The 24,379-nt window shown below is 40.3% G+C and carries 23 protein-coding genes; 5 read left to right on the top strand and 18 right to left on the bottom strand.

The window, feature by feature from the left end:
* Window positions 1-87 precede the first annotated feature (87 nt).
* Window positions 88-750 carry a hypothetical protein gene (locus K2X50_04035; protein ID MBX9586408.1) on the top strand — a complete coding sequence of 221 codons (663 nt, stop codon included), beginning with the start codon at window positions 88-90 and terminating at the stop codon, window positions 748-750.
* Window positions 751-871: 121 nt separating this feature from the next.
* On the opposite strand, the gene K2X50_04030 is transcribed toward K2X50_04035, so the two are convergent.
* The 12 genes from K2X50_04030 to K2X50_03975 all read right to left on the bottom strand — a co-directional run bounded on the left by K2X50_04030 (window position 872) and on the right by K2X50_03975 (window position 12,387).
* Window positions 872-3,244 carry a TraM recognition domain-containing protein gene (locus K2X50_04030; GenBank protein MBX9586407.1) on the bottom strand — a complete coding sequence of 791 codons (2,373 nt, stop codon included), beginning with the start codon at window positions 3,242-3,244 and terminating at the stop codon, window positions 872-874.
* Entirely contained in the window at window positions 3,244-4,401 is a 1,158-nt protein-coding gene (gene icmP / locus K2X50_04025) for a type IVB secretion system coupling complex protein DotM/IcmP (protein ID MBX9586406.1), read from the bottom strand. Before icmP ends, K2X50_04030 begins: the two co-directional genes overlap by 1 nt.
* Window positions 4,402-4,514: 113 nt before the next feature.
* Window positions 4,515-5,111 carry a Dot/Icm secretion system protein IcmQ gene (gene icmQ, locus K2X50_04020; GenBank protein ID MBX9586405.1) on the bottom strand — a complete coding sequence of 199 codons (597 nt, stop codon included), beginning with the start codon at window positions 5,109-5,111 and terminating at the stop codon, window positions 4,515-4,517.
* A gap of 38 nt (window positions 5,112-5,149) precedes the next feature.
* Window positions 5,150-5,410, bottom strand: a complete 261-nt coding sequence (locus K2X50_04015) for a hypothetical protein (protein MBX9586404.1) — start codon at window positions 5,408-5,410, stop codon at window positions 5,150-5,152.
* A 271-nt stretch (window positions 5,411-5,681) separates the two neighbouring features.
* Window positions 5,682-6,002: a type IV secretion protein IcmS gene (locus tag K2X50_04010; GenBank protein MBX9586403.1), complete on the bottom strand. Its 321-nt coding sequence runs from the start codon at window positions 6,000-6,002 to the stop codon at window positions 5,682-5,684.
* A gap of 34 nt (window positions 6,003-6,036) precedes the next feature.
* Window positions 6,037-6,294 carry an IcmT/TraK family protein gene (icmT, locus tag K2X50_04005; GenBank protein MBX9586402.1) on the bottom strand — a complete coding sequence of 86 codons (258 nt, stop codon included), beginning with the start codon at window positions 6,292-6,294 and terminating at the stop codon, window positions 6,037-6,039.
* 59 nt (window positions 6,295-6,353) lie between these two features.
* Window positions 6,354-7,484, bottom strand: coding sequence for a Dot/Icm type IV secretion system ATPase DotB (gene dotB, locus K2X50_04000; protein MBX9586401.1), 1,131 nt, complete (start codon window positions 7,482-7,484; stop codon window positions 6,354-6,356).
* A 3-nt stretch (window positions 7,485-7,487) separates the two neighbouring features.
* On the bottom strand, window positions 7,488-8,393 hold the full coding sequence (locus K2X50_03995; GenBank protein ID MBX9586400.1) for a type IV secretion system DotC family protein: 906 nt from the start codon (window positions 8,391-8,393) through the stop codon (window positions 7,488-7,490).
* 15 nt (window positions 8,394-8,408) lie between these two features.
* Window positions 8,409-8,870 (bottom strand): type IVB secretion system lipoprotein DotD, encoded by a 462-nt coding sequence (gene dotD / locus K2X50_03990; protein MBX9586399.1) that lies wholly within the window; start codon window positions 8,868-8,870, stop codon window positions 8,409-8,411.
* A 164-nt stretch (window positions 8,871-9,034) separates the two neighbouring features.
* Entirely contained in the window at window positions 9,035-10,144 is a 1,110-nt protein-coding gene (locus K2X50_03985; protein ID MBX9586398.1) for a glutathionylspermidine synthase family protein, read from the bottom strand.
* A 9-nt stretch (window positions 10,145-10,153) separates the two neighbouring features.
* Window positions 10,154-11,263, bottom strand: coding sequence for a glutathionylspermidine synthase family protein (locus K2X50_03980; protein MBX9586397.1), 1,110 nt, complete (start codon window positions 11,261-11,263; stop codon window positions 10,154-10,156).
* A 14-nt stretch (window positions 11,264-11,277) separates the two neighbouring features.
* The gene (locus tag K2X50_03975; GenBank protein MBX9586396.1) at window positions 11,278-12,387 is read right to left on the bottom strand and encodes a glutathionylspermidine synthase family protein; all 1,110 of its coding nucleotides are present in this window, start codon (window positions 12,385-12,387) and stop codon (window positions 11,278-11,280) included.
* Between the two features lie 61 nt (window positions 12,388-12,448).
* Here K2X50_03975 and K2X50_03970 point away from each other — a divergent pair, with 61 nt between their 5' ends.
* Window positions 12,449-13,753 (top strand): hypothetical protein, encoded by a 1,305-nt coding sequence (locus K2X50_03970; protein ID MBX9586395.1) that lies wholly within the window; start codon window positions 12,449-12,451, stop codon window positions 13,751-13,753.
* Window positions 13,754-13,994: 241 nt separating this feature from the next.
* Here K2X50_03970 and K2X50_03965 read toward each other — a convergent pair whose 3' ends face one another.
* The 4 genes from K2X50_03965 to K2X50_03950 form a co-directional block, all read right to left on the bottom strand.
* Window positions 13,995-16,253 (bottom strand): DotA/TraY family protein, encoded by a 2,259-nt coding sequence (locus tag K2X50_03965; protein ID MBX9586394.1) that lies wholly within the window; start codon window positions 16,251-16,253, stop codon window positions 13,995-13,997.
* A 2-nt stretch (window positions 16,254-16,255) separates the two neighbouring features.
* Window positions 16,256-16,696, bottom strand: coding sequence for a hypothetical protein (locus tag K2X50_03960; GenBank protein ID MBX9586393.1), 441 nt, complete (start codon window positions 16,694-16,696; stop codon window positions 16,256-16,258).
* 116 nt (window positions 16,697-16,812) lie between these two features.
* Window positions 16,813-19,131 (bottom strand): DotA/TraY family protein, encoded by a 2,319-nt coding sequence (locus K2X50_03955; protein MBX9586392.1) that lies wholly within the window; start codon window positions 19,129-19,131, stop codon window positions 16,813-16,815.
* Between the two features lie 2 nt (window positions 19,132-19,133).
* Complete coding sequence (locus K2X50_03950; protein ID MBX9586391.1) at window positions 19,134-19,574, bottom strand: hypothetical protein; 441 nt, start codon at window positions 19,572-19,574, stop codon at window positions 19,134-19,136.
* Between the two features lie 209 nt (window positions 19,575-19,783).
* Between K2X50_03950 and icmW the strand changes: the two genes are divergently transcribed.
* From icmW to K2X50_03935, 3 genes are read left to right on the top strand one after another with little or no spacing between them, the layout of a single operon-like run.
* Window positions 19,784-20,227, top strand: coding sequence for a type IVB secretion system protein IcmW (icmW, locus tag K2X50_03945; protein MBX9586390.1), 444 nt, complete (start codon window positions 19,784-19,786; stop codon window positions 20,225-20,227).
* 1 nt (window position 20,228) lies between these two features.
* Window positions 20,229-20,699, top strand: coding sequence for a hypothetical protein (locus tag K2X50_03940; protein MBX9586389.1), 471 nt, complete (start codon window positions 20,229-20,231; stop codon window positions 20,697-20,699).
* A gap of 22 nt (window positions 20,700-20,721) precedes the next feature.
* Entirely contained in the window at window positions 20,722-21,861 is a 1,140-nt protein-coding gene (locus K2X50_03935; protein ID MBX9586388.1) for a hypothetical protein, read from the top strand.
* A 108-nt stretch (window positions 21,862-21,969) separates the two neighbouring features.
* On the opposite strand, the gene rfaD is transcribed toward K2X50_03935, so the two are convergent.
* The gene (gene rfaD, locus K2X50_03930; protein MBX9586387.1) at window positions 21,970-22,914 is read right to left on the bottom strand and encodes an ADP-glyceromanno-heptose 6-epimerase; all 945 of its coding nucleotides are present in this window, start codon (window positions 22,912-22,914) and stop codon (window positions 21,970-21,972) included.
* Complete coding sequence (gene hldE, locus K2X50_03925; GenBank protein ID MBX9586386.1) at window positions 22,911-24,344, bottom strand: bifunctional D-glycero-beta-D-manno-heptose-7-phosphate kinase/D-glycero-beta-D-manno-heptose 1-phosphate adenylyltransferase HldE; 1,434 nt, start codon at window positions 24,342-24,344, stop codon at window positions 22,911-22,913. Before hldE ends, rfaD begins: the two co-directional genes overlap by 4 nt.
* Window positions 24,345-24,379: the final 35 nt, after the last annotated feature.

The following is a 24,379-nucleotide window of genomic DNA, read 5'->3' as shown; positions in this document are numbered from 1 at the left end:
TCCTAAAACAAGATTAGCCCCTCTGGAGGCTTTTTTTTTAGTAGAACATGTCGTATTATCCAAATTGTATTTATTAGAGGCATAATGATGATAAAAGATAAGGAAATTGATAGGGAATCTTCAGCTACTCACGCTGATATTGAAAAAAATATTGCGCCCTGTAATTTTTACTTCTCAGGGTATACTGGGAATGGCGCATGCGAATATATTTCAATACTGGTAGGCGACCCTTCCTATAAACATAAAGCATACCCACCGACACATGCAATTCCTGTTAAATGCCATTTCATATCGGATTTTATTTTCACATTATTCATACTAATGGAACAAGACGCATACCAACCTCGAAACGATTTTTACTTAAAATTAGGCGGTTCGGTTTTTTTTCATTTCGATCTGAGTGACCAGTATGCAGCCCGCGCTTCCTATGGTATAGCTAAGAGTCAAATAAAACGCTGTCGTGATCTCAATATGCAGTCTTTTCATCTGATTGGATTTACCTCTAAAATAGGAGTGCTGCCAACTGCACAAGAGTGGTTCCAAAAATTTCATGACGAAGAAAATCTCGAAACTTCGACTCTCATTTGTGATACCAGTCCCAACAGCATAGAAAATCTACAGCAATATATGCGACAGTTGATTTTGCAAGCGTGTTATAATTTTGAAATGGAGAATAAATCATCACAAGAACTAGATCTCGAAGACAGAGATGACAATATTGACGATAACCCAAGGTGCCAGTTGTTGTAAAATAAATACGTTGAAAATGCATCACTCTCGTAATCCCACTTCTATAGTGTGATATTTGAAATTTAAACGCTCTGGCCATCCAATACCAGATGATCGCATACAAATGGATGTGATCGAATAATTAATCCAAGAATGAAGTATCTTCAGTACTAGCGCCACTTCCACCCGATTTAATTGTTGAAATATTCGCAACGAGATCATCGATAGAGGCTGCAAGTTCTGCTGCTGTTGGAATATCAACAATCTCCGGAGGATAATGCGTAGCCATTTGCATATCTTTAACGATCTCACTCGCAATTGAGTTTGAATATTGATCTGTTTTACCGAGAAGCCTTTCTACATAAGCGGTTTGTTCTCGAGTCGGGTTAAATGACAAAATAGCTTGACTAAATTGTCCACGGTCCGTCACCAACAACTGCTGCTCTAAGTACTCTGATTGGCGCATGCTGGAAAAGATATTAACTTCATTTTCAGGTAATTCAATAGCTTCTTGAACCACTCGTGGAGCAGCAACTTGATAGAAAGTTTTAATAGCAATCACTGCACGCTCTATGGGTAGCTCAGCCTGATCTGTTTTATTATATTCAGTAATAAAACGTTCCAAAAATTCATCCATAGCAACGGATTCTGGAAAAATATACGGTTTCGAAACCGCGACCTTAAATCGATCCATGCTTTGCATTAAATTATGCAAATCAGCATCTTCTGGTTTTTCAACTTTCAAGAATTGATTGAGACGCATCACTTTACAATGTGGCGGATCGGCGTAAAACATATTTGCACGAATAATAGAAGATTTAAAAAATATGTGCGCTTCACCTTCACGCTGATCTTTCAAATCCATGAGATCCACACGCGCTTGTTTAATGACTTGAGCGCCCCGATTATCCATGTAGTTGTTAGTAACACCACGCGTATCCGACTGAAAACCGCTCACCTGTGTCACGAAAGCTTCGCCTGCTGTTTTAGAGAAAAATTCCCAAGTTTCCATAGGATCTTCAAGCTTCATACAAATTTTAATATTGGTATTTGCACCAATAGACGCGGCTTCTTCTTTCGACGCTTTTTGGAACGCTGGAAGATCTTGTCCGGCAAACACTACCGAGAAACCTAATGAACGAGCCTGCGCAGGAACTACCGCAAATCCTTGCACCGCATAATAACCATACTCGTCAAGAATACACAGGTATGGTGTTGCAGCATTCGTTGGTTTACGTTTAATTAAATCGTGATATTCACCTTCAACTTCATCACCTAAGCCAGCAGCCATCATTGCCTTTAAAGAAGCAATAATAACTTTACCTAAATTTGCAAGTTCGTCAGGTGATTTTTCCAATGCAGGCAACAATACCACTAAAATTCGTCGATTTAATACAACGTCTTTCAAATCAACTTCCGCAAGATTGGTTCGAATAATGTGGCCATACGTATCGGCTAATGATGAAAACACACGTGTTAATTGCATTGTAATAAAACCGTGTTGTTCCAATACTTGAGAAACTTGTTTACCCTTACGTTCTTTATTATAACCCGGCAAGTTATATAAATAGTTATTGATGGGCTCAAGAACAACATCGGGTAAATATTCTAAACTCACGGGTTCTGCTTTATCACGTATTAAAACCTTGTCCATCACCATGGGCTCTAAACGTTCAAGCGTAAAATAATTTCGAATGGTATTAGCATCCAGTAATAGATGACCGCCATCTCTCATCGCAACCAATACTTTCATTAACGCTTCAACGAAAGCAATAGCACGACCTTTCCACATATCACCATCGCCACCACCTTTACTGGAGTCCATAAGACTCACAACAAGTTGTGACAACATACTGGAAGAACCTTGACAGAAAGGATTCATAGTATTGGACAATCGAAGTTTTTGTGGTCCTATAATATCACGCGCACCTGTCATAAAGTTGATCAGCAATAAGTCATCTTCACGACCCATCGCGCGAACCATACCGTAAATCGTAGCGTATAATGCGTTATCACCCTTACCATCCACGTAAATAAATCCACTACCTTGCAGCAAAGCGTTATAGGCAATTGATGTGAGCGCAACTGTTTTACCACTACCAGTTGAACCAAATATCAGCATATGAGTTCGCATATCTTCATTGGAAAACCAAAGTTCTGCATTGGTTTGAAGTTCATTTCCAAGAAAATAAATTCCACGAGATTTTCGCGGTTTCGCTGTACCTGGAATAGGATCATTATAATCTTTAACACCGGCGCTCATCGGCAATTTAAAGGGTAATGCGGTGACGCGCGTATAAGCAACGAGGAAAAATATCACTCCAAGTATAAAAAATACATCTGCGAAAGCAGGAAGCACAAATCCAGTAGCGGCCATTCCAATAATTGTCATTGCCACCATTGGAGGATTTTTAAAATAATCGCCAACCCGCATTCCGAAGGTGCGCGTATCGCGCAACATCAACCGCGGATCTTGCTCGTGTTTCCTTTCTAAACCTCGCCTTACTTTACGCATTATTCCTCATCCGGTTCATAAAGCACATCTGCAACTGCAGATTCCAGCGCTTTAACAGCATTATCAACCATCGGCGTACGCATAGGTGCATTCAGCCTTTTCTCGACTAACCAATGCGCGAACGGCCCACTCACTTCTACAAAAGGCGTTTGCCGTCCTATGCTACCTAACATAAACCATAATCGTCGATCAACAGGCTTCAACCATAAAAATTCAGCAACGGCTAACACACCATCTGCTCTCGATAATTCCATCATAGATGACATCATTGTTAAAACATACGCATGTCGACGTGTTACATATTGCACTTCTTTTGTATTAATATATTTTGCAACGACTTCTTTAACACCAGAAAAATCTAATTTTCCTGCTGCATAGGATTCGGACAATTGAGCCAACAATTTATCAGAATTAACTCGATCACGATTCGCTCGTGCTGCAAAAATTGCAAACAAAGCTTGAATATGCATCGGAAGCGCTTGAACCCCAGTAAAATAATGACCTAATTGCAAAGCAAATAATCGTGCAGCTGCACCACGTACAATAGTCACTGTTACAGGTCTTTTTGAACGGTCTTCCTTGAGTAATTTATTTTGTTTTGCAAATGTCATCGGTGGCGTAGACATTGCCCAAGGCCCTTTATTAATATCTTCTTTAGTAAGCTCCAACTTTGAAATAGGAGCAATCATTTTCCACAATCTTTTTTCACTTTCACGCAGAACAGACATGCGTTGATTAAAAACCCGCTTGAATCTAGAAGCAATACCTGTTTGGATTGTAATAAAAGCTAAAACGCCCATGACCACAGCAAAAGGTATTGCAAGATACCTTCCTACTAGTGAGCTCACTTGAGAAATTGGGGAAAAATCCATTGTTGATGTAGCGCCAGCTGAAATAATATTAAGAGATTGAATCAAACCGGCGGTACTGGGAACAGGCAATCCTACATAAGATGCAACAGTTCCATACATTTCTAAACCATAACTAATTAACAAAATTTCAAAATAGCGAACTTTAAAAATAGCGGTTCCAATATAAAATCGACCAAAATACCAAGCTGCTAATATACCAGCAACAATCATTACAATAACCCATAGGAAATCGAGCGAATTATCGCCGCCTCCTCCTCCGCCACCTTGCTGCTGTTGTCCAGCCATATTATTCCATCTCACTCAATAGCAATTCGACACATGGATCACTTCGAACGGTACTCAAAGCTTCATCCTACCAACGTAATTATAGCGTATACGAAAAATTTTGTGAGTCTTTATTATTTAGGCGGTAAATCTGTTTGAATTAACTTGAGAGAACCCTCGACGTATTCATACGTTCTACCACTGAGTATAAAACGCTGAATTCCTCCAGGTTTGATTCCACCTTCCTTGATGTTCAAGAGCTCATAACCTAGTTTATCTATAGCTGGCTTCCCTGGCAGACCTTTAACTATATCTTGCCTCTTCACAAGCACAACGACATAACCTTCTTTATTTGGATCGGGACGACCACGAATCATTTCTTTAATGTGTTCTTCTTCTTTGTAAACTGGACGAGTAATACTGTAATCGGTAATACTCTTTAAAGTTCGCTCCCAACTCCGTAAATCATTATAATCCTGCTGAAAAACAGAAACAAAAACGGTTTGTAAATCGTCAAGCTGAGTTTTGGTTACACCCATTGATTTAGCTTGATTTTCAGTTTTTATTTGATTCTGAAGTGTGATTGCTTCTTCACGAAGTTCTTTGATTTTTTTTTCCATATTTTGTAAGAGAAAAGTTTCTTGCCAACCACCAGTAGCAAGAGTTTTATCGACTGTGTCGATAAAACTCTTCAGTGTTTCAAGATCAGAATTATCCTTTTCTTTACTCATTTCTATCCCTTAGTAGCAATCCTGTCTACTAGAACTGTTTAACTATTGGAGGGTGTCTCATTTGCGTGGGTTGGTGTACCAACTTGTAGTTGATCAGCCATCGCACGTAAATCCATTCCAACCGCTTTAAACTCTTCGCTCTTTTTGCGATAAGCTTCAACTCTTGCATTATCTGCAGGAGTTTTATCCGTTTTGTTACTGATAACGGTAACAGCATTGACACAAGTATCTGCATTTTGCATACACGCTACCGCTGCTCTATTCACTAAGCTTTGTATCGCTTCATTAACTTTAGTCATTTCAATCTCCTCCAACCCTGCACTAAACGTGCTATTAATAACGCTGCCCTATTACCTGGAGTTAACTCGACCGAATCCTTGGTCACACCTGTTCTGATTTTCAGAACAGTCCCCTAAAGCCTTCCTTTCACTCTTATGGTAAGTATACCACATTTTTATTAACAAAATGTTAACAACCTTTACTTCCCCTATTCACCCAATCCTAGATAAATAGGCATCCACAGCATATTGGGTTCGAATTACAGAATTCAAGCCCGCTGTCATAGTTTAATTAATCGTACTTTAACTCATCCAAAGGCGTGATTTCCTTTGATGGAGCGGCATTAATCAACTCATTGAGAACATCTGTAATACATAACAAACGCAAAACGGTGGGGGTAACGTCGTCAAAATTGACTTTCACACCCAACATCGAGTCTTCTGCTTCATCAAAAGTCACACCGATTCCATAACCCAAGCAAAGAGAGCACAACTGATCTGCCCTTCGAGATAATGCTGGTAATAAGCCTCTATCAGAAAAGACTTCCTTATGCGTCATAGGGCGATCATTAAAACTAAAATTAGCCCCCATCTTTTTAGCTATGGCGCACATTTTGGTACTGATAAGACTATCGGCTGCCATTTATCTATCCCCAAAAAGGCTTCGCAATTTTTCGTGGCCCGGCCGCTACAGCTCTAACCCACCGACCAAAAATCGCTAATGTAAATCCAAAACGTAATAAGAACGAAAAAAAGATCGTGAATAGTGCAGCAATGATGAATGTCCACAATTTAATGTGTAACAAAAAGAAGAAAAATGGGAATACAGCGCGTGAATCCAAAAAAAAGAATTTCGGATATCTTGCAGAATCACGCCAGCTCGCATTTTGAGTCGGTAATGCCATATTAACTTCCCTATTAATCGTTATGACTGTGTCTATTATAGACTATTTTGGAAGAAAATCTATTCTTGGCGCTTCGCACCCGCTAACAGGACTTTATAGAGACGTTCGGTGATGAGACCTTCTTTGAAGACGCGCTCAGCATCAACTCTCATGGGCTGACCACGCTCTTTTAAGAGTTTACGTGTTAACGAAGTGACTTCGTTATAATTGACTTCTAATAATTTATCGCGGACTTCTTCATCAAAAACCAAAAATTCTCGAAGAGGAACGCGTTTTCCATCAACTGTCGGAACTAATTGTTGCCACATAATGAGTCGCATGGTTTCAATAATATCAATTGTACGACCTTGACGTTCTTCTTGTGAAAAACTTCCGACAAGACGTCGAATAGATTCAGCAACACCCGTACTATGCAATGTGGTATAAACTGGATGGCCCGTTAAGGCAGCTTCAATAACCGCACCAATGGTTTCTGGATCTCGAGATTCTCCCACTAAAATCAGACGTGGTTTACGACGCAATGCGTTGCGCACTCCCGCAGCAAATGTCGGTAAATGACGAGGAATTTCTGACTGACTGATCACCGATGTCGGCATTTGAACCATGTCGTACACAAACTCAATAGGAGATTCGTACGTCAGCATTTTACGATGCCCTTCGGGATCTTCGCTCAACTCACGTATTACCGCGGCTAATAATGTTGTTTTACCGGAACCCGTTGCACCCGTTACATAAACCACACCGTCTTTGGGAGCTAAATTTGCGATCACATTTTCGGGTAAATTCATGCTGGCTAAAGTCGGCGGTTCGTTTGGAATCGTACGCAACGTTAATTGCATTGCCGAATGGCCTTCGACTTGGCATGCAGTTCCATTCACACGAAAACGATATCGTTCATTACGACCCGGTCGAATTTCATAGTGGGTATCAACGTCCTGCCCACTGAGTAATTGCGTTGTACCATTGGGACCATAAATGGAATTTAAAAGATCACCTACTTCAGTATTAGTTAATTTTCGTTTTGTAATTTTATATAAACGACCATAAACCTCCGCGACAACTTCTTCATTAGTCTGTAGCGTCACGTCTGATGCATTCAAATTCGTAGCAAAAGCTAACAAACCATCAAAATTTTCAGGGGTAAAACGCGATGGCTCTCCTGGATAAAGAAACTCACTAGTCGATTTCATATTTTATTTGCCGTATTTTAAGTCAATCGGATGATCATACTTTTCAGATTTATAACGTTTAGGCATTAACATCGCTTTCACTTTAGTTTCATCAGGATCTTTAACTTCAATCATTTGATCAGGTTGTTTTTGAATAGCCGCTTGCCAAGTTTGACTATTAACATTCAACCTTGCAGTATCGGTAATTCGTAATACGCGATCATTAACTCGCATTTCACGATCATCACCTGTAACACCTAAATCAGCCTGCGCAACAAATGGCGCAGTGACCATATTCTGAGCGTACAATTTATGATACAAAACCATACCTTTGAAATCGCGATTTAAACGCATAAGATTTGACTGAAATATTTCATCGGCCTGGTCAACCCCTTTTTGCCAACCTTCGCGTACAAAACAATTCCACATCGCAGCTTCTTCTCTATTTCTTGGAAGCAAGGATGCATGAGGATTTTCAGGTTTTTCGTAGTGCATCCACAAATACTGACGCCATGTCGGCGCATTGCTGACAAAACAAGGTGGGGTAATAATGCGATAAACAGCATCGGCTGCCCTAATTGTTTCGCAATTAGAAATATTCGCAGGATCACGCCCCTCTTCTAAAACGGGTGGTAAAATGTCTTTATTGAGCAACAGTGCTGTGAAATTATAAATTTTATTAAGATTGTGTTGCTGTTGTTTTAAAACGCAATCAATGCGTTCCGCCCGCCATGCAAGACCACCTTGAGCCCCAATCGAAACAGCGGTATCACGCAAAGCATCCTGCCGCAAATTGGCAACCGCAGTTTGACCTCGATTTTGTTTTAACGCAGAAATTTTAATTAATTCGCGAGGCGGCTTGGGCGAAGAAGAACAGCCAACGCAAAGCGCTAGCAGTGCAAAGCCAACAGTGCTTAAAGTTCTTTTCATGGTACTCCAAGAGGTCTAACGAAGATAGCGCAACTCAATCACCCGGTTGCTCGGGTAAACAACGATATCGGCTTTTTTCTGCACTTGGAATGTCACATCGCGCAGAATATCCATTAACGGTACATCTTGCTTACTGATCTGTACTAAAGCAGGAATCGCTGGCTTTGGCCCTAAAACTCGAACACGATAATGACCGGCTTTAGCGATTTTTTCGATTAATGGCTCAACGGGCCCAATCCAATCGATCGAAGCAATTCCAGCCATACCAATTCGAGCAGGATTTGGAGGTTTAGGTAAACGAGCACCAGGATGCACCGCTCTTTCAATCTCAGATAATTCTTTTAGAGAATCGTTGATTGAATCGGCAGACTCAGCAATTTTAACCTCCGCTTCATCATGAGCGCGTGGTTCGAATCGCATTCCTGTCTCGAAAAAACCAGGATCTCGACCAGTAGTTCGCTTATGTATGTTACTCATACACCCGCTAACCAACAATGTCGTACAACAGATAATCAGAGGTAATTTAGCTTTCATAGTCCCTTAAGCCATTCCATTGAGTTGAGCTATTGAACCAACTTGAATCCTAGATGTCAAGCATTCAAATCTGCATGTTGAATAAAACAGTTGCCATGAAAATACTTTTAATCATAAAAATGCGGAACAAATCGAGAGTCCCAGTTAGAAATAGGGGTAATGTCTTCTCTCATTCCAATGCCAGATGCTTGTCCATTAATGATCCACGAACCAATTACGGGGAAATTATTCGCAAAATTTGCAGGTTTGAGTATTTGTTGATACATATATATTCTATGATCCGACTCATCGAAAACATCATCTACATTATCACTATTATGAATCGTAATTTTCACTCCCCCTCGACCACTTATAGGTTTTTTTACAAAATCACCCTGCAATTTTTTATAATCAAAATAGGAGGGAAGTAAATTTGGATGTTCAGGGAACATCTCCCATAACAACACCATCATACCCTTATTACTCAACATCATTTTCCAGGCGGGCTCCATAATTTTAATACTCGTTTGTAAAGTTCGATGATAAAATTCTTCACTCATCCACTCCCACGGAAAATATTTGTACAGATTATTGATAACTTCACGCTTATCATCAACTAAATCAGCACCATTCCAACCAATTTGATCAATATGAACAAGCTTTGTTTTTATGCCGTTTAGCTCCATAGTTTTTGCTAAATAATTCATATTGTCTAGAATTTCCGAATATTCCGTGCGACCAGCAACATGTATTTGACCAATCTCATTACTCGGCCAATTTTCCAAAAGACGCGCTTGAATGGAATTAAACTGCTGACAGTTTGGTCGTACCTGATCCAACCATTGCTTTTGAACTAGACTACCCTCTAACAAACAAACAGGTGTGTCGCCGTTATATTCGAGTAATTTTGGTGGGTCAATACCATTATAGCCAAGATCAAGCCGACCTATTTTCGTTTTGTCCCAATTTTTCCAACTCGTTTCAATTACAGGCCATGCATATTCTGGGATATTCAGTTCATGATAGCGTTGATGTGTAATAATATTATCCACTAGGGCAAGACACATCGTTTCAATTTCATTAGTGGCATTTTCTATGATTTTTATTTCGCTTACATCAAATCGATAACAGCAACTCTCATCCCAATACATTTCATTGTTAAGTGAATGAAAACTAAATCCGAGTGACTCAACCTCGGACTTCCAATGTTTTCGAGGAGATATTAAGATTCTTTCCATAGTAATCTCCTAATCATAAATGTGCGGTACAAATCTGCTCGTATCGCGGGTGATTGGAGTATTATCTTCTCTAACAATAATTCCCGCAGGCTCACCTGCGATTATCCAAGACCCTATTACAGCAAAATTCCCTTCAAAATCTGGTAAACAATGAGATTTTTGAAACATAAATTTACCTGCACCATACTCCCCGCCTGTTGTAATAACCCCTTTTTCAGTAACCATAGAAATATTTGCACCCTCTCGACCTATCATCGGTTTTTTAACATAATCTCCTGGTAATTTTGTATTGTCGAAAAAAGCGGGTAATAAATTAGGGTGCCCTGGAAATAATTCCCACAGTAACACCAAAAAACCTTTATTATTTAAAATCATTTTCCATGCGGGTTCTAATACTTGAATATTTGATTTTAGAACTTGGCTAAAAAATTCATCTGGCATTTGCTCCCAAGGAACTCTCTTAATTAATATCTTAATCGCCTCTCCATCAGTATCAATAAATTCATTTCCGTTCCATTTTACATCATCGATGTATACAGGTTTCTGTGAATAACCAGCTTCTTTGGCTGTGTCACCCAGATATAAAACATCACTTATTATCCAGGGAACGTTTCTTTTCCATGTCAAATGAATCTTTTCTGAAATTATGCGTGACCAAGCAGTCACTAACCTTTCGTGTATAGAATTAAATTGAATGCTTTCGGGATATACATCTTGATGCCATTGCTTCTGAACAAGACTGGATTCAAGGATGCAAGCAGGTATATCGGCATTATATTCCAATAACTTAGGAGGCTGAATTCCATCAAAGCTAAAATCTAGGCGACCGCAGAGGGATTCTTCATTACTATTCCAACTCTTCTCAATTAACGGCCAAGCATATTCGGGAATGTTGAGTTTGGAATAAAGTCCTTTACTCACTATAGAATCTACGAGCTCCAAACAAATGGCATGGATCTCTCGAGTCGCATTTTCAAGCTGCGTAATTTCTTTTTTTTGAAAACGATAACAAACATATTCGTTCCAATAGAGTTCATTTTTCGTTGAATGAAAACTTAGCCCTTGAGATTCCAGCTTAGATTGCCAATTTGAACGCGGAGTACTACTTATACGCTCCATAAAATTAATCTCGTTTAACAATAAAAATAGGGGACGACGCGACTTGCTCCCCGAGTAATAGGTGTATCGTCCTCTCTTATGATGATCCCAGATGACTCACCGTCTATCAACCAAGAACCTATCACAGGAAAATTACCATCAAAATTGGGCAGCAAATGAGCCTGTTGATAAACATAAGCACCATTACCATACGCACCTTCAGTAGTTATCGAGCAAGACTCTGTATTAAGCGAAATATTATGCCCTTCTCTTCCAAGGAGGGGTTTTTTAACGTAATCTCCTTTCAAATCTTTAGGATCAAAAAATGCTGGTAGCAAATTTGGGTGATCTGGAAATAACTCCCAGAGTAAAACTAAAAAACCTTTGTTACTTAATATCATTTTCCATGCGGGTTCAATTACCCTTGTTTTCGAGTTAAGTAAGCGATCAAAAACTTCTTCTAGCATCCACTCCCAAGGGGTAATTTTAAACAGCGTTTCTATAGGCTCATTCTCTTTGTCGAGATAATATCGACCATTCCAACGCACTTCCTCAACATAGATATGTTTGAAGTCTAAACCAGCACGAGCAAGTGTATTTGTCATGTAATTAATCGTTTCCAAAAGCCATGGCGCAGAATTACGGCATGTTAGGTGCACTCTACCAGAGCTCAACCGCGACCACGCTTTTACCAGCCTCTCCTGTATAGTATTCATTTGGTAACCACTAAGGCCAACTTCCTCTAACCAATGTTTTTGTATTAAGCTTGTTTCCAATAAACACAGCGGTGTATCAGCATTGTATTCGTACAATTTAGGTGGATGAATACCGTCATAACAAAGATCTAATCTTCCGATGAGGGGGTGCTCTTTATTTTTCCAGCTAAATTCTATTAAAGGCCAAGCAGATTCTGGAATATTAAGCTTATAATATGTACGTTGCGAAATTACATGATCAACCAATTCTAAACAAAGTCTTTCTATTTCGTTTGTGGCTTTTTGGATTTCTTGAATTTCTTTGCTTGTTAAATGATAGCAAGCATGTTCATTCCAAAAAATTTTATTATTAATCGTGTGATGAGTAAAGCCTAAAGCTTCAACTTGAGCTTCCCATTCAGGCCGAGGATTGATGCGTATTCTTTCCATAGTGATTTTAGACTATGCCATTCTTTAGCGCCATGTCAAGAAATCGTGTTATAGTTGATGCATGAAAATTAATCGAACCTCGTTGTCTTTGGTCATGACAGTGTACATACCGCTGTTTGCCCTCTATTTACTTGTGTATTTATTTAAAAAGCAAGAATTGCTGGGATTTCAACTAGTTCATTGGGTCTTTATTGCCATCGCATTATCACTATTAGTATCACCTAAAAGAAAAGAGTCTTACCCGTGTGGAAATAAGAAACTGCCATGGCCACTCTGGTTGATAGGCACCACTGGTTTTGTGAGCTTGCTTTACAGCTTCTTTTATTTTGGGCACCGTTTTCTGAGTGAAGTGTTAACCATTAACAAACCTATTGATTTGCCAACAATACCCCCACTGGCATCGGGTGGATTATTTCCATGGGCCTTAGTGGCTTTATTTGCGATTATATTACAACGTGTCTATTTTACGAATAAAAATACAGGTCTGATTAGTGATTGTTTAGAACCTATTTTTGATATCTCGCAACACAGTAACGTTGGTAAATATTGCAATACTTATTTAAGGCTGACTATCTTTTTTGCAATGTTGCTCCCCTTGTTCTTTATTGGATCTATAATTTTATTCTTTTTTACACAATACAGGGGTTTGACACTATCTCCTGGTATCAACATGCAAAATATTTTTGCTTCTACCATTTTATTCTATGTCATTAACTTCTCACAATGGCAATTAAGCTTTAATTGGTTGATGAAGAAAAAATTCCCAACTTTGTTGAGCATGTTGATCGTATTATTCTCCGCAATGATACTCCTAGTGTTATTAGTTTCAGGGGCTCAATTATTACCATTGTCATATGTTATCAACTATTATCCATTTGATCCAACAGTCTGGAATACTGTATTAGATATGCTCGATATTTTTATCGCCTTGAGTTGGCTGCCTATTGCAAGCTCAACAATTGCAGTTTTATCTCGTGGTTACAGGAACGATCAAATAATTATAGCAACATTATTCGTCCCACTGCTTACACAATTTTACACAATTTCAGATCTAATTTTTAACAATACACAAATAGCTATTATTTTATTATGGTGCTCAATTTTGTTACTCATGATTTTTTTAAAGGACTCTCTCGTTACCCTGGTGAGCAGGGGAGTATTTCCAACCTCTTTTTCAATGAGACAAAGAAAACCCACACTCTATTTACGCTCTTTGTTGATAACCACCATCGCTTTTATTGGTATTTTTTGGGTGACGGGTATTTACCTTATCTCATTATTAGTCAGTGCATTTACGATTACAACAGCCCTACTCATCATGAGTCTAGTGATTCATTATCCTAGATTCTGCAGCGCTGAAGATTAGGAATATCCTCCGCACCTGCAAGAATAAAAAAAAGGGGTTCTACATTAGTCAGAACCCCTTATGTGTTGATTTTAAAACCGGGAGATGCTTCCTTTAATATATTTAGGGGAGAGAATCACGATCCCCCCCCTAAAACCCCTCATCGCGAAAGGAAAATCTTCTAACACCTTGAATGTAAATGATTTTCCTTGGCCAGGAATTGCTGTATGGATGAATTGCCTATCGCATGTTACAGAAAAAATTATTCTCCGCCAGCACCACCTTCGCCACCACCGCCGCCACCGCCGCCGCCACCACCAGCAGATGGCATGGTCATACCTGAAGTCGTTTTCTCAGCGCCACTCTTAGTTTCAGACTCCGCAGCTTGTAAGGCTTGACCCGCTGCACTGGACTCAACTTGCTGACCTAACCAGCGCAACACACGATCAGGTACATTAAAAATTAAACTGTAGGATTGCGTAACGATTTGCGTTACCAAAACAGAATAAAGTGAAAGGATACCGTAGTACGCGCCAAACCCACCGAGCCCTCCCGCTCCTACTGCTGTAAAGAGAACTGTAACAAAAGGTTTATTAAATATGGTTAATGCAATCACTGACAACAACATACCTGCTAATAATCCCATCACCATTAATGCAGGCCGTAAAAACACGCCCAATAATAACATGATCGCTTGTTCGCCTTTACCTAACATGCCTTGACCTTCAGGGTGGGTAACGCCCAACGCGACCAGCGGCGCGGCAACCATTGCTTCGATAACGGCTATAAACCAGCCAATCACAGTGAACGTATAAATAATGAAAGGTATTAACGGGACATAAATTGAAACCAAGACGCCTTGAACCATGAGTATGAATAACAAGGCCATAAACAATGTCACAAATATTTGCATCATGCCTTGAAACGCATACCCCGCGGAACTTATTGAAGACATCAACGAAGCAAGTAATGAAACGAAAAACATCAACATCGCAAGCCCGATCCAGGCAGCAACCGCTTGGTCAACCCAGGTATGTCCCAATTTTTGTAACTTCATGATGGGATCGCCATTAGAGACCAATGTTTGTATCGACGATAATACTAAGCCACTCAACATACCCATTGGCCCAGCAAGCTCTCCCATATCACCCATATTAAATGAATTGGGAATGACGACATTGGCATTAGCTGCTTGAACCTGATTCGCCAACGCAATTGCTCCCGTAACGTAGGGGGATGCTCTATTTAGTACGATATCAAAAGCTGGGGAATTAATAGAATTTGCGTAATAAGTATTCCAATTTTTAATACATTGAGACTTTAAACTTAGTGGCCCTGATGAAGGAAAATTGATATAGTTACCGATAGCGGGGATACAATAAGCATCCGGAGAGACTAACTGAAACTTGATGGTACCGGCATCGTTGATCGTGCGCTGAATGCCTGATAATTGATAGTAGTAACTACCCGCATACATCCAACCATCTAGTCTGGCTCTAGCCCAGAAAGCATCCATAGTAGTCGGACTGGTCGCTGCCGCTCGAATCGGTAAAAGATAATTGACCCAATTCTGAGCCGCATTCACCAGCTGAGTCTGCACTAAGTCCTGTAACGGACTGGGGTTAGACGTTAAATCGCTCGGATAGGGGTCGGCAATTCGACGAGCAGCGCCGGATAATTGTTGCATCACCGCAACCAATGCATTCAGAACAACGGGATTATTCGTCGCTGTTGGCTGTCCATAAGAAAACTCACCACACCCATTATCGGTTTGACCATTGCCACGATTGGCTGGAAACAGTATTCTCGGATTATTGGGATCCACATACGGTTGATAAGAAGGGAAGTTCAGTACACGCGCTTGATAGATAGGACTGGTATCACCACTCGCGATTTTTTGTCGCGCTTCTTTTTGTAATTCTTTTTCCATTTTCTCGTGATAATACATACACACTTGTGATTCTAAAACAGTACCTGTCATGGTAATTAATGGCGCTAAATTGGTTGATGGCGGCACAAATATTTGGCCTCCACGTTCAAAATAGTCTAAGGCCTGATTCCACACGGTGTTCGCAAAACCAGCACCCTGCAGTACAGCCCACATCACAATAATTTGAATGATCGAATAACCACCGACAGTGGGTGACAACAATCCTATACCCAGCACCGTTCGAATAATGTGAAAACCCGTATTCACTTCTCTCCCCATAAAGGTTCCTTCATGAGAAGAATGAATCACCACTTTTGCCGTAGTCCAAATTAAAAACACACCCGCAATAACCAGGATCCCTAAATTAAAATACTTAAACAAAATACCTAAAATCATGCCACTGCTACCCGACAGCACAGAGCCCACATTACCAAATAATTGTCCTAAGAAATTAAGCGATGGATCTCCTGGTGGTAAATAAAAAATAGCTGCCGTATTGGAAGAAATCGTATCGGCTGCACCTTGCGCATACAGCAATGAAGGGAGTAATGAAAGACAGCTTATTATTAGGTATTTAATCGATGATCGCATTCTTATTTCCTCCCGGTAATAAAATTGACAAACTCAGAAAAGGTACAACCTAATTTTTTCTTTTTCATTTGCAAATACCAGAAGCCTTCTCGATACGCATAAACACCTGCAAGCACAGACAACAACCAAGCAATGAGAAACCCCGAAAAGGTTGAAAAAATAAGTAAATAAAAACCGTAGAAAAATAATAATGAAGCGCATGAGAAATAAATCCAACCGGAAATATAACATTGGTGCATTCTTGTTTGAATATCTTTTTCAGTCAGACTCTGCCGAGACATGGCTTCTTCGAAAGTCTCTCGACGATCTGAAATCTTCACTTCTTGTAAACTTTTAAACGTCTTGGCAATGGTATCGCCAGAATCGCGTAGTCCTTTAACATTCATCCAGGTGGGGAAATCCACCATTGAACGGAAAAATCCTTTCCTTTGGCGTTTTGCCATGAATCATCCCTCTTTAACATTTGAAATCCATTTATGGGGTACGAACCCCTTCGCATGCCGCTGGAGGTATACCACAATTATTCATTTACATCAAAAAAATTTGTAGTTCTTCACCCTTATTTTTTACCACCGCCACCTTTGCTGCTACTCGAACTGCTGTTGCTGCCTGTACTTTGCCCACCCGAGCTGCCATCCTCTTTCTTGTCGTCGCCGCCACCACTGCCGCCACCGCCACCAGTAGGCATTGTCATACCTTTAGTTGTGCTTTCAGCAGCACTCTTAGTTTGAGTTTCAGCAGCTTGCAAAGCTTGTGAAGCTTGGCTGACTTCGACTTGTTGACCCAACCATCGCAACACACGATCAGGTACATTAAAAATTAAACTGTAGGATTGCGAGACGATTTGCGTTACCAAAACAGAATAAAGTGAAAGGATACCGTAGTACGCTCCAAACCCACCGAGCCCTCCCGCTCCTACTGCTGTAAAGAGAACTGTAACGAAAGGTTTATTAAATATGGTTAATGCAATCACTGACAACAACATACCCGCCAATAATCCCATCACCATTAGTACGGGCCTTAAAAACACACCCAATAATAACATTATCGCTTGTTCGCCTTTACCTAACATGCCTTGACCTTCAGGATGGGTAACGCCCAACGCGACCAGCGGCGCAGCAACCATCGCTTCGATAACGGCTATAAACCAACCAATCACAGTGAACGTATAAATAATGAAAGGTATTAACGGGACATAAATTGAAACCAAGACCCCTTGAACCATGAGTATGAATAACAAGGCCATAAACAATGTCACAAATATTTGCATCATGCCCTGGAACGCAAACCCTGCTGAGCTGATTGAGGAGAACAATGATGCGAGTAATGAAACGAAAAACATCAGCATCGCAAGGCCTATCCAGGCAGCAACCGCTTGTTCGACCCAGGCTTGTCCCATCTTTTGTAATTTCATAATGGGATCACCATTAGAAACCATTGTTTGTATCGACGATAATACTAAGCCACTCAACATACCCATTGGCCCAGCAAGCTCTTCCATATCACCCATATGAAATGAATTCGGAATGACGACATTGGCATTAGCTGCTTGAACCTCATTCGCCAACGCAATAGCTCCCGTGACATAAGGCACTGCTCTACTTAAAACGTTATCAAAATTTGGGGACTCAACAGAATTCACATAGTAAGTGTTCCAATCTTTAATGCATTTGGACTTTAAAGTTAAAGTACCCCCGGTAGGAAAATTAATATAGTTACCAATAGCGGGAACACAATAGGCATCTGGTGAAACCAACTGAAATTTGATGGTACCGGCATCGTTGATCGTGCGCTGAATGCCTGATAATTGATAGTAGTAACTACCTGCATACATCCAACCATCTTTTCTGGCTGTAGCCCAGAAAGCATCCATCGTGGTCGGACTGTTCGCTGCTGATCGAATTGGTAAAAGATAATTGACCCAATTCTGAGCCGCATTCACCAGCTGAGTCTGCACTAAGTCCTGTAACGGACTGGGGTTAGACGTTAAATCGCTCGGATAGGGGTCGGCAATTCGACGAGCAGCGCCGGATAATTGTTGCATCACCGCAACCAATGCATTCAGAACAACGGGATTATTCGTCGCTGTTGGCTGTCCATAAGAAAACTCACCACACCCATTATCGGTTTGACCATTGCCACGATTGGCTGGAAACAGTATTCTCGGATTATTGGGATCCACATACGGTTGATAAGAAGGGAAGTTCAGTACACGCGCTTGATAGATAGGACTGGTATCACCACTCGCGATTTTTTGTCGCGCTTCTTTTTGTAATTCTTTTTCCATTTTCTCGTGATAATACATACACACTTGTGATTCTAAAACAGTACCTGTCATGGTAATTAATGGCGCTAAATTGGTTGATGGCGGCACAAATATTTGGCCTCCACGTTCAAAATAGTCTAAGGCCTGATTCCACACGGTGTTCGCAAAACCAGCACCCTGCAGTACAGCCCACATCACAATAATTTGAATGATCGAATAACCACCGACAGTGGGTGACAACAATCCTATACCCAGCACCGTTCGAATAATGTGAAAACCCGTATTCACTTCTCTCCCCATAAAGGTTCCTTCATGAGAAGAATGAATCACCACTTTTGCCGTAGTCCAAATTAAAAACACACCCGCAATAACCAGGATCCCTAAATTAAAATACTTAAACAAAATACCTAAAATCATGCCACTGCTACCCGACAGCACAGAGCCCACATTACCAAATAATTGTCCTAAGAAATTAAGCGATGGATCTCCTGGTGGTAAATAAAAAATAGCTGCCGTATTGGAAGAAATCGTATCGGCTGCACCTTGCGCATACAGCAATGAAGGGAGTAATGAAAGACAGCTTATTATTAGGTATTTAATCGATGATCGCATTCTTATTTCCTCCCGGTAATAAAATTGACAAACTCAGAAAAGGTACAACCTAATTTTTTCTTTTTCATTTGCAAATACCAGAAGCCTTCTCGATACGCATAAACACCTGCAAGCACAGACAACAACCAAGCAATGAGAAACCCCGAAAAGGTTGAAAAAATAAGTAAATAAAAACCGTAGAAAAATAATAATGAAGCGCATGAGAAATAAATCCAACCGGAAATATAACATTGGTGCATTCTTGTTTGAATATCTTTTTCAGTCAGACTCTGCCGAGACATGGCTTCTTCGAAAGTCTCTCGACGATCTGAAATCTTCACTTCTTGTAAACTTTTAAACGTCTTGGCAATGGTATCGCCAGAATCGCGTAGTCCTTTAACATTCATCCAGGTGGGGAAATCCACCATTGAACGGAAAAATCCTTTCCTTTGGCGTTTTGCCATGAATCATCCCTCTTTAACATTTGAAATCCATTTATGAGGTAGGAACCTGCAATATCCAGGTTAACCCCTTCGCATGTCGCAGCAGATATACCACAATTATTTGTTTACTTCAAAAATATATGCATATAAGGGTCTAATGGGTCAAACTATCATTTCTATGATTATTTGCTATACTATAAGTATAAGCCTAGCGATATCAAGGAGGGAGTATGCCAGATCTTAGTAACGAAGCTTGCCATGCCTTTTGGCATGAATATCGAGATCCTATGATTTATCGAGTGGTTAGCTTTATGGAAAGTGTTGAAGAATGGTCTCTCGATAATGACCCTAGCTTGGAAGAATCTATGCGACGGTTAGGCGATGCGCTAGAAGATATTGGCAATATCGATTTACAAAACGAACAAGAATTCATCAAAGTGGCAACGTACATAAAAGCGGGACGCGGATTACGTTTATTGCAAACTCTAGACACAGCCTTCCCGGGTGCGGCATCAAAACTTCTCATGTATGCAGAAGAACATTCTACCTCGAGTGACGACGTCCCTGGTCTTTTCTTGAGGCGAAATATTGTTTTCGAACGATTAAGATTACTTGGGCGTGTTTTCGCCCCTGAAAGATTGGCATTAATAGTCAAAGCAATGGAGAGTGAATAAAATGCGTAACATACTTTTTACAACAACTTTAGCGGCAGGACTCATTTTGAGTCTTTCGAGCAATGCTGATGATAGCGCGCTAAAAGCGTGCTTAGATTCAAATTCGGACAAACCGAATAAGACCACCCTTTGTGATATGCAACAATTGCAAGCTGCAATTGATGCTAGAAATAAAGACCTTGATGAAAAATACAAACAAGCAAAATCTGATCTTCAAAAAGAACAAGACGAATTAAAAAAGAAACAGGCCAGTACGCAACAAAAACCTTCTGAAGGGAGTAGCTCATCGACTGGAAGTGCAAGTAATACAAGTTCTTCCTCTCCAGATAATTCAGGCACTACAAATAATACCAAAACAGAAGATTCTAGCTCAACAAGTGTATCAAGCAGCCAATCACAGCCTGAAAAAGCTACGCAGCAACCGCAATCTGGATATGGAAAAAAACCTTCACCGACTATTCAATGGTATTAACTTACACGTATGAGGTATTGCAATGAAATCTTTTAAGTCACTGTCTCTTTCGGTATCACTCACAGCGGGGCTTGCTTTATTTTCAATAACAGCTTCTGCTCAGAGTGCTGATGCGCAATATATCGCACAAAGTGTAACGAGCGCAGGAAATGGTATAGTAGGTGCAATTAATACTTTTGCTGCCTATGTTATGACGATATTAAAAGCCGATCTTGAAGGCAAACAACCTAATATGGATCAAATTATTGAAATAAACCCTTACCAAAATACGTTGATTGCCACTCAATTCTACGCTACTTCACCGATATCAGAAAAAATCATTAACGATATCATTGGACCTGCAATAAATCCTGGAATGACAGGAGCGATGGCAAGTGACTATGCAGGAGACGTCTTGCCACCAACGAATGTGAGAAATCCCTCAGTCGTTCAAAACTGCGGAAATGCGATGTTTAATTTTGAAACTCTTCTGGGACATTCAAGCTTTTCCGCTCAAAACATGGCTTGTAATCCAGGAAACCCGACAGACATTAGCAACTATGCAAGCAATTACATAAAATATGCCGGTGACGTCGCCCGACAACCTGCAATGTTTTCGATAAATCAACTCGTACAAAATCATACTTTAACTCCCGATCAAGCGACTACTTTACAAGGATCACAAGAGTGGATAGATTTTGAACTTTATCGTCGCCATCTTGTGAGCGTTCAAACAGCCGGCCTTAGCAACTTGTATTATCTTTATAATCAACGTATAGCAGACAGCAATGGCAACAGCCCAGAAATGCTCTCTAACCAAATCGCAACTTGGAGAACCAGCAGCAAACAATGGTATACCGATATGGCAACAGCATTACCTACCGTTTTGCTTCGTGAACAACTTTTTATCTTAGCTGAAATCCAACGTGATCTACACGAAATGCGCAAGGAAAATCAACGTATTTTAGCTTCTGAAGCTATCCTGTTGTTACGTGGTACAGCGCTAAGTAAATCAATTCTTGCCGATAAATTAAACGGCGTTAACTCGAAAATTCAAAACATTGTAAATCCAAGTAGTGGCACATCTACCTCACCATCAGCATCGGGTGCTCAAGGTACGGTTTCTAAAGCAGTATCTGGATCGGGATACACATTTCCAACGGGGTCAGCAGGCTCTGAATAAAGGAAAGGGGTCAGGTCTAACATTGAAGAAGGTGTCAGATCTAAGATCAATGCATTCTCAAAACTATTTTTGAGAGTGTATTGATCTTAGATCTGACACCTTCCTCTTTTATTTATTTAGCCAATCGAGATATTTTTTTACACCACTTGCAACATCGTGAAATTCTTGCTGATATCCTGCATTACGCAACGCGGAAATATCCGCTTCAGTAAAACTTTGATAACTTCCCTTTAAATGATCTGGAAAAGGAATATATTCAATTTCACCACGCTTATGCCAAGCAATTACCGCATTCGCTACATCATTAAATGGCTGACTTCGACCTGTGCCGACATTAAAAATACCTGATTGTTTTGGATTATCAAGAAACCACAAATTAACAGCCACTACATCATCAATAAACACAAAATCTCGACGTTGCTCACCATTTCCATAACCATCTGTTCCTGCAAATAATTTGACATTTCCTTTTTCTTTTATTTGGTTATTTAAATGAAATGCAACACTTGCCATGCTGCCTTTATGCTGTTCACGTGGGCCATAAACATTAAAATATCGCAGACCTACGACTTGAGAATGATCCGCGGGTAATACACGGCGCAAGTAACGATCAAGCTGATATTTTGAATATCCGTAAACATTTAATGGTGATTCGTTACTAGGATCTTCAGTAAATTTTTCGTTTGAACCATAAACAGCTGCACTGGAAGCATAGATAAAAGGAATTCGATTTTGCAAAGAATAATGCAGTAATGTTTTTGTGTACTCATAATTATTCTGCATCATCATCCGACCATCCCATTCAGTAGTACTGGAACATGCGCCTTGATGAAAAATTGCTTGAATATCTTTAGCATTTATTTTTCCACTGATAATTTCATTGAGAAAATCATCCTTATCCCGATAATCTCGAATGTTGCAGTCAACGATATTAAAAAATTTTCGGCCGTCAGATAAATCATCCACTACGAGCACATCGTTAATTCGACGTTTATTCAGTGCATGTACTAAATTACTACCGATAAATCCAGCACCACCGGTTACAATAATCATGCTATTTCTCCATCAACAATTTTCTTTAACATTCCGGTTGTGGAATGCCCATCAACAAATGATAAGATCCGCACACTGCCACCATTTGCTAGCACTGCGCGTGAGCCCGCAATTTTATCAACTTCGTAATCACCACCCTTTACTAAAATATCTGGAAGAACTCGTGTTATTAATCTTTCCGGGGTGTCTTCACTAAAAGGAACAACCCAATCGACTACACGTAATGCAGCGAGCATAGACATTCGATTCTCTAATGAATTAATGGGGCGTGTTGGGCCCTTTAAACCAGCGACAGAAGCATCATCGTTCACAGCAACAATTAATCGTGTACCTAACGCTTTCGCCTGTTGCAAATAAGTGATGTGTCCAACATGTAAAATATCAAAACAGCCGTTTGTCATCACGATGGTTTCATTGTGTGCACGGGCATCTGCCACACTCACCATTAATTCTGATTCTGTAAGCACCCCTAATTCTGAATTTTCTTGTCGCTGCAAGACTCGTCGTAATTCTGGAACAGTGACTGTAGCCGAACCTAATTTAGTTACAGAAATTCCCGCTGCAGCATTCGCTAAATAAACAGCATCTGAATAGGAAGCACCTGCTGCAATGGACGCTGCTAATGTAGAAATTACGGTATCGCCCGCACCGGTAACATCGTAAACTTCTTGTGCACGCGCTTGCACATGCAAGGGTTCTTCATTCGGTTGAATAAAACTCATACCGTGTTCACCACGCGTGATGAGCATCGCACCAAATTTATGCTCTTTTATCAGTGCGAGTGCATTTTCTGTAATTGCATTTTCACTTCGAGAAGGTCCAACAACGGCTTCAAATTCTTTCAAATTGGGCGTGATAATTGTAGCACCATAATATCGACTAAAATCGCGTCCTTTTGGATCTACTAAAATAGGTTTTTGCATTCGATTCGCGAGCTCGATGATAGATTGAACATGTTGCAAAACACCTTTTCCATAATCCGATACAATTAAAACATCGGCTTCAGCTAATTGTGATTTACACTCTTCAAAAAGTAGCGTCGGATCGACACCGTGAAAACTTTGCTCAAAATCGAGACGAATTAATTGTTGATGACGCCCTAAAACGCGCAATTTGCTCGTCGTCGGTAATGACGGAACTCGTTGAAAATGACAAAAGACACCCGCAACTCGAAGCTCTTCTTCAAGGCGCTCGCCCGCACTATCATCTCCCACCATGCCCAATAAACGAACATCACATCCTAAGGCTTTAAGATTTAAAGCAACATTACCTGCCCCACCAGGTCGCTCTTGCATGTCTTTAACATGAACTACCGGAACAGGTGCTTCCGGGGAAATACGCTCAGTAGCCCCATGCCAGTATCTATCCAGCATCACATCGCCAAGAACTACAACCTTGACCTTCTCAAAATTAGGCAGTGATAATGTCATTTTTTCTTCCTATACAGTCTTCCGAAGGCTATGAT

Source organism: Gammaproteobacteria bacterium, assembly GCA_019748175.1.
GTDB lineage: Bacteria > Pseudomonadota > Gammaproteobacteria > JAIEPX01 > JAIEPX01 > JAIEPX01.
Note: the sequence above shows the minus strand (reverse complement) of the source record. Positions and strands in the feature narration are given on the sequence as shown.

Bases quoted from the DNA above. Each gene is read 5' to 3' on its own strand.
- K2X50_03935 (MBX9586388.1), top strand. From the start codon at position 20,722: ATGAAATCTTTTAAGTCACTGTCTCTTTCGGTATCACTCACAGCGGGG.
- dotB (MBX9586401.1), bottom strand. From the start codon at position 7,484: ATGAAATCGACTAGTGAGTTTCTTTATCCAGGAGAGCCATCGCGTTTT.
- K2X50_04030 (MBX9586407.1), bottom strand. From the start codon at position 3,244: ATGCGTAAAGTAAGGCGAGGTTTAGAAAGGAAACACGAGCAAGATCCG.
- hldE (MBX9586386.1), bottom strand. From the start codon at position 24,344: ATGACATTATCACTGCCTAATTTTGAGAAGGTCAAGGTTGTAGTTCTT.
- K2X50_03965 (MBX9586394.1), bottom strand. From the start codon at position 16,253: ATGCGATCATCGATTAAATACCTAATAATAAGCTGTCTTTCATTACTC.
- K2X50_03985 (MBX9586398.1), bottom strand. From the start codon at position 10,144: ATGGAAAGAATCTTAATATCTCCTCGAAAACATTGGAAGTCCGAGGTT.
- icmT (MBX9586402.1), bottom strand. From the start codon at position 6,294: ATGGCATTACCGACTCAAAATGCGAGCTGGCGTGATTCTGCAAGATAT.
- K2X50_03950 (MBX9586391.1), bottom strand. From the start codon at position 19,574: ATGGCAAAACGCCAAAGGAAAGGATTTTTCCGTTCAATGGTGGATTTC.
- K2X50_03970 (MBX9586395.1), top strand. From the start codon at position 12,449: ATGAAAATTAATCGAACCTCGTTGTCTTTGGTCATGACAGTGTACATA.
- K2X50_03980 (MBX9586397.1), bottom strand. From the start codon at position 11,263: ATGGAGCGTATAAGTAGTACTCCGCGTTCAAATTGGCAATCTAAGCTG.
- icmW (MBX9586390.1), top strand. From the start codon at position 19,784: ATGCCAGATCTTAGTAACGAAGCTTGCCATGCCTTTTGGCATGAATAT.
- K2X50_03960 (MBX9586393.1), bottom strand. From the start codon at position 16,696: ATGGCAAAACGCCAAAGGAAAGGATTTTTCCGTTCAATGGTGGATTTC.
- icmP (MBX9586406.1), bottom strand. From the start codon at position 4,401: ATGGCTGGACAACAGCAGCAAGGTGGCGGAGGAGGAGGCGGCGATAAT.
- icmQ (MBX9586405.1), bottom strand. From the start codon at position 5,111: ATGAGTAAAGAAAAGGATAATTCTGATCTTGAAACACTGAAGAGTTTT.
- rfaD (MBX9586387.1), bottom strand. From the start codon at position 22,914: ATGATTATTGTAACCGGTGGTGCTGGATTTATCGGTAGTAATTTAGTA.
- K2X50_03940 (MBX9586389.1), top strand. From the start codon at position 20,229: ATGCGTAACATACTTTTTACAACAACTTTAGCGGCAGGACTCATTTTG.
- K2X50_04015 (MBX9586404.1), bottom strand. From the start codon at position 5,410: ATGACTAAAGTTAATGAAGCGATACAAAGCTTAGTGAATAGAGCAGCG.
- K2X50_03995 (MBX9586400.1), bottom strand. From the start codon at position 8,393: ATGAAAAGAACTTTAAGCACTGTTGGCTTTGCACTGCTAGCGCTTTGC.
- K2X50_03955 (MBX9586392.1), bottom strand. From the start codon at position 19,131: ATGCGATCATCGATTAAATACCTAATAATAAGCTGTCTTTCATTACTC.
- K2X50_03975 (MBX9586396.1), bottom strand. From the start codon at position 12,387: ATGGAAAGAATACGCATCAATCCTCGGCCTGAATGGGAAGCTCAAGTT.
- K2X50_04035 (MBX9586408.1), top strand. From the start codon at position 88: ATGATAAAAGATAAGGAAATTGATAGGGAATCTTCAGCTACTCACGCT.
- K2X50_04010 (MBX9586403.1), bottom strand. From the start codon at position 6,002: ATGTGCGCCATAGCTAAAAAGATGGGGGCTAATTTTAGTTTTAATGAT.
- dotD (MBX9586399.1), bottom strand. From the start codon at position 8,870: ATGAGTAACATACATAAGCGAACTACTGGTCGAGATCCTGGTTTTTTC.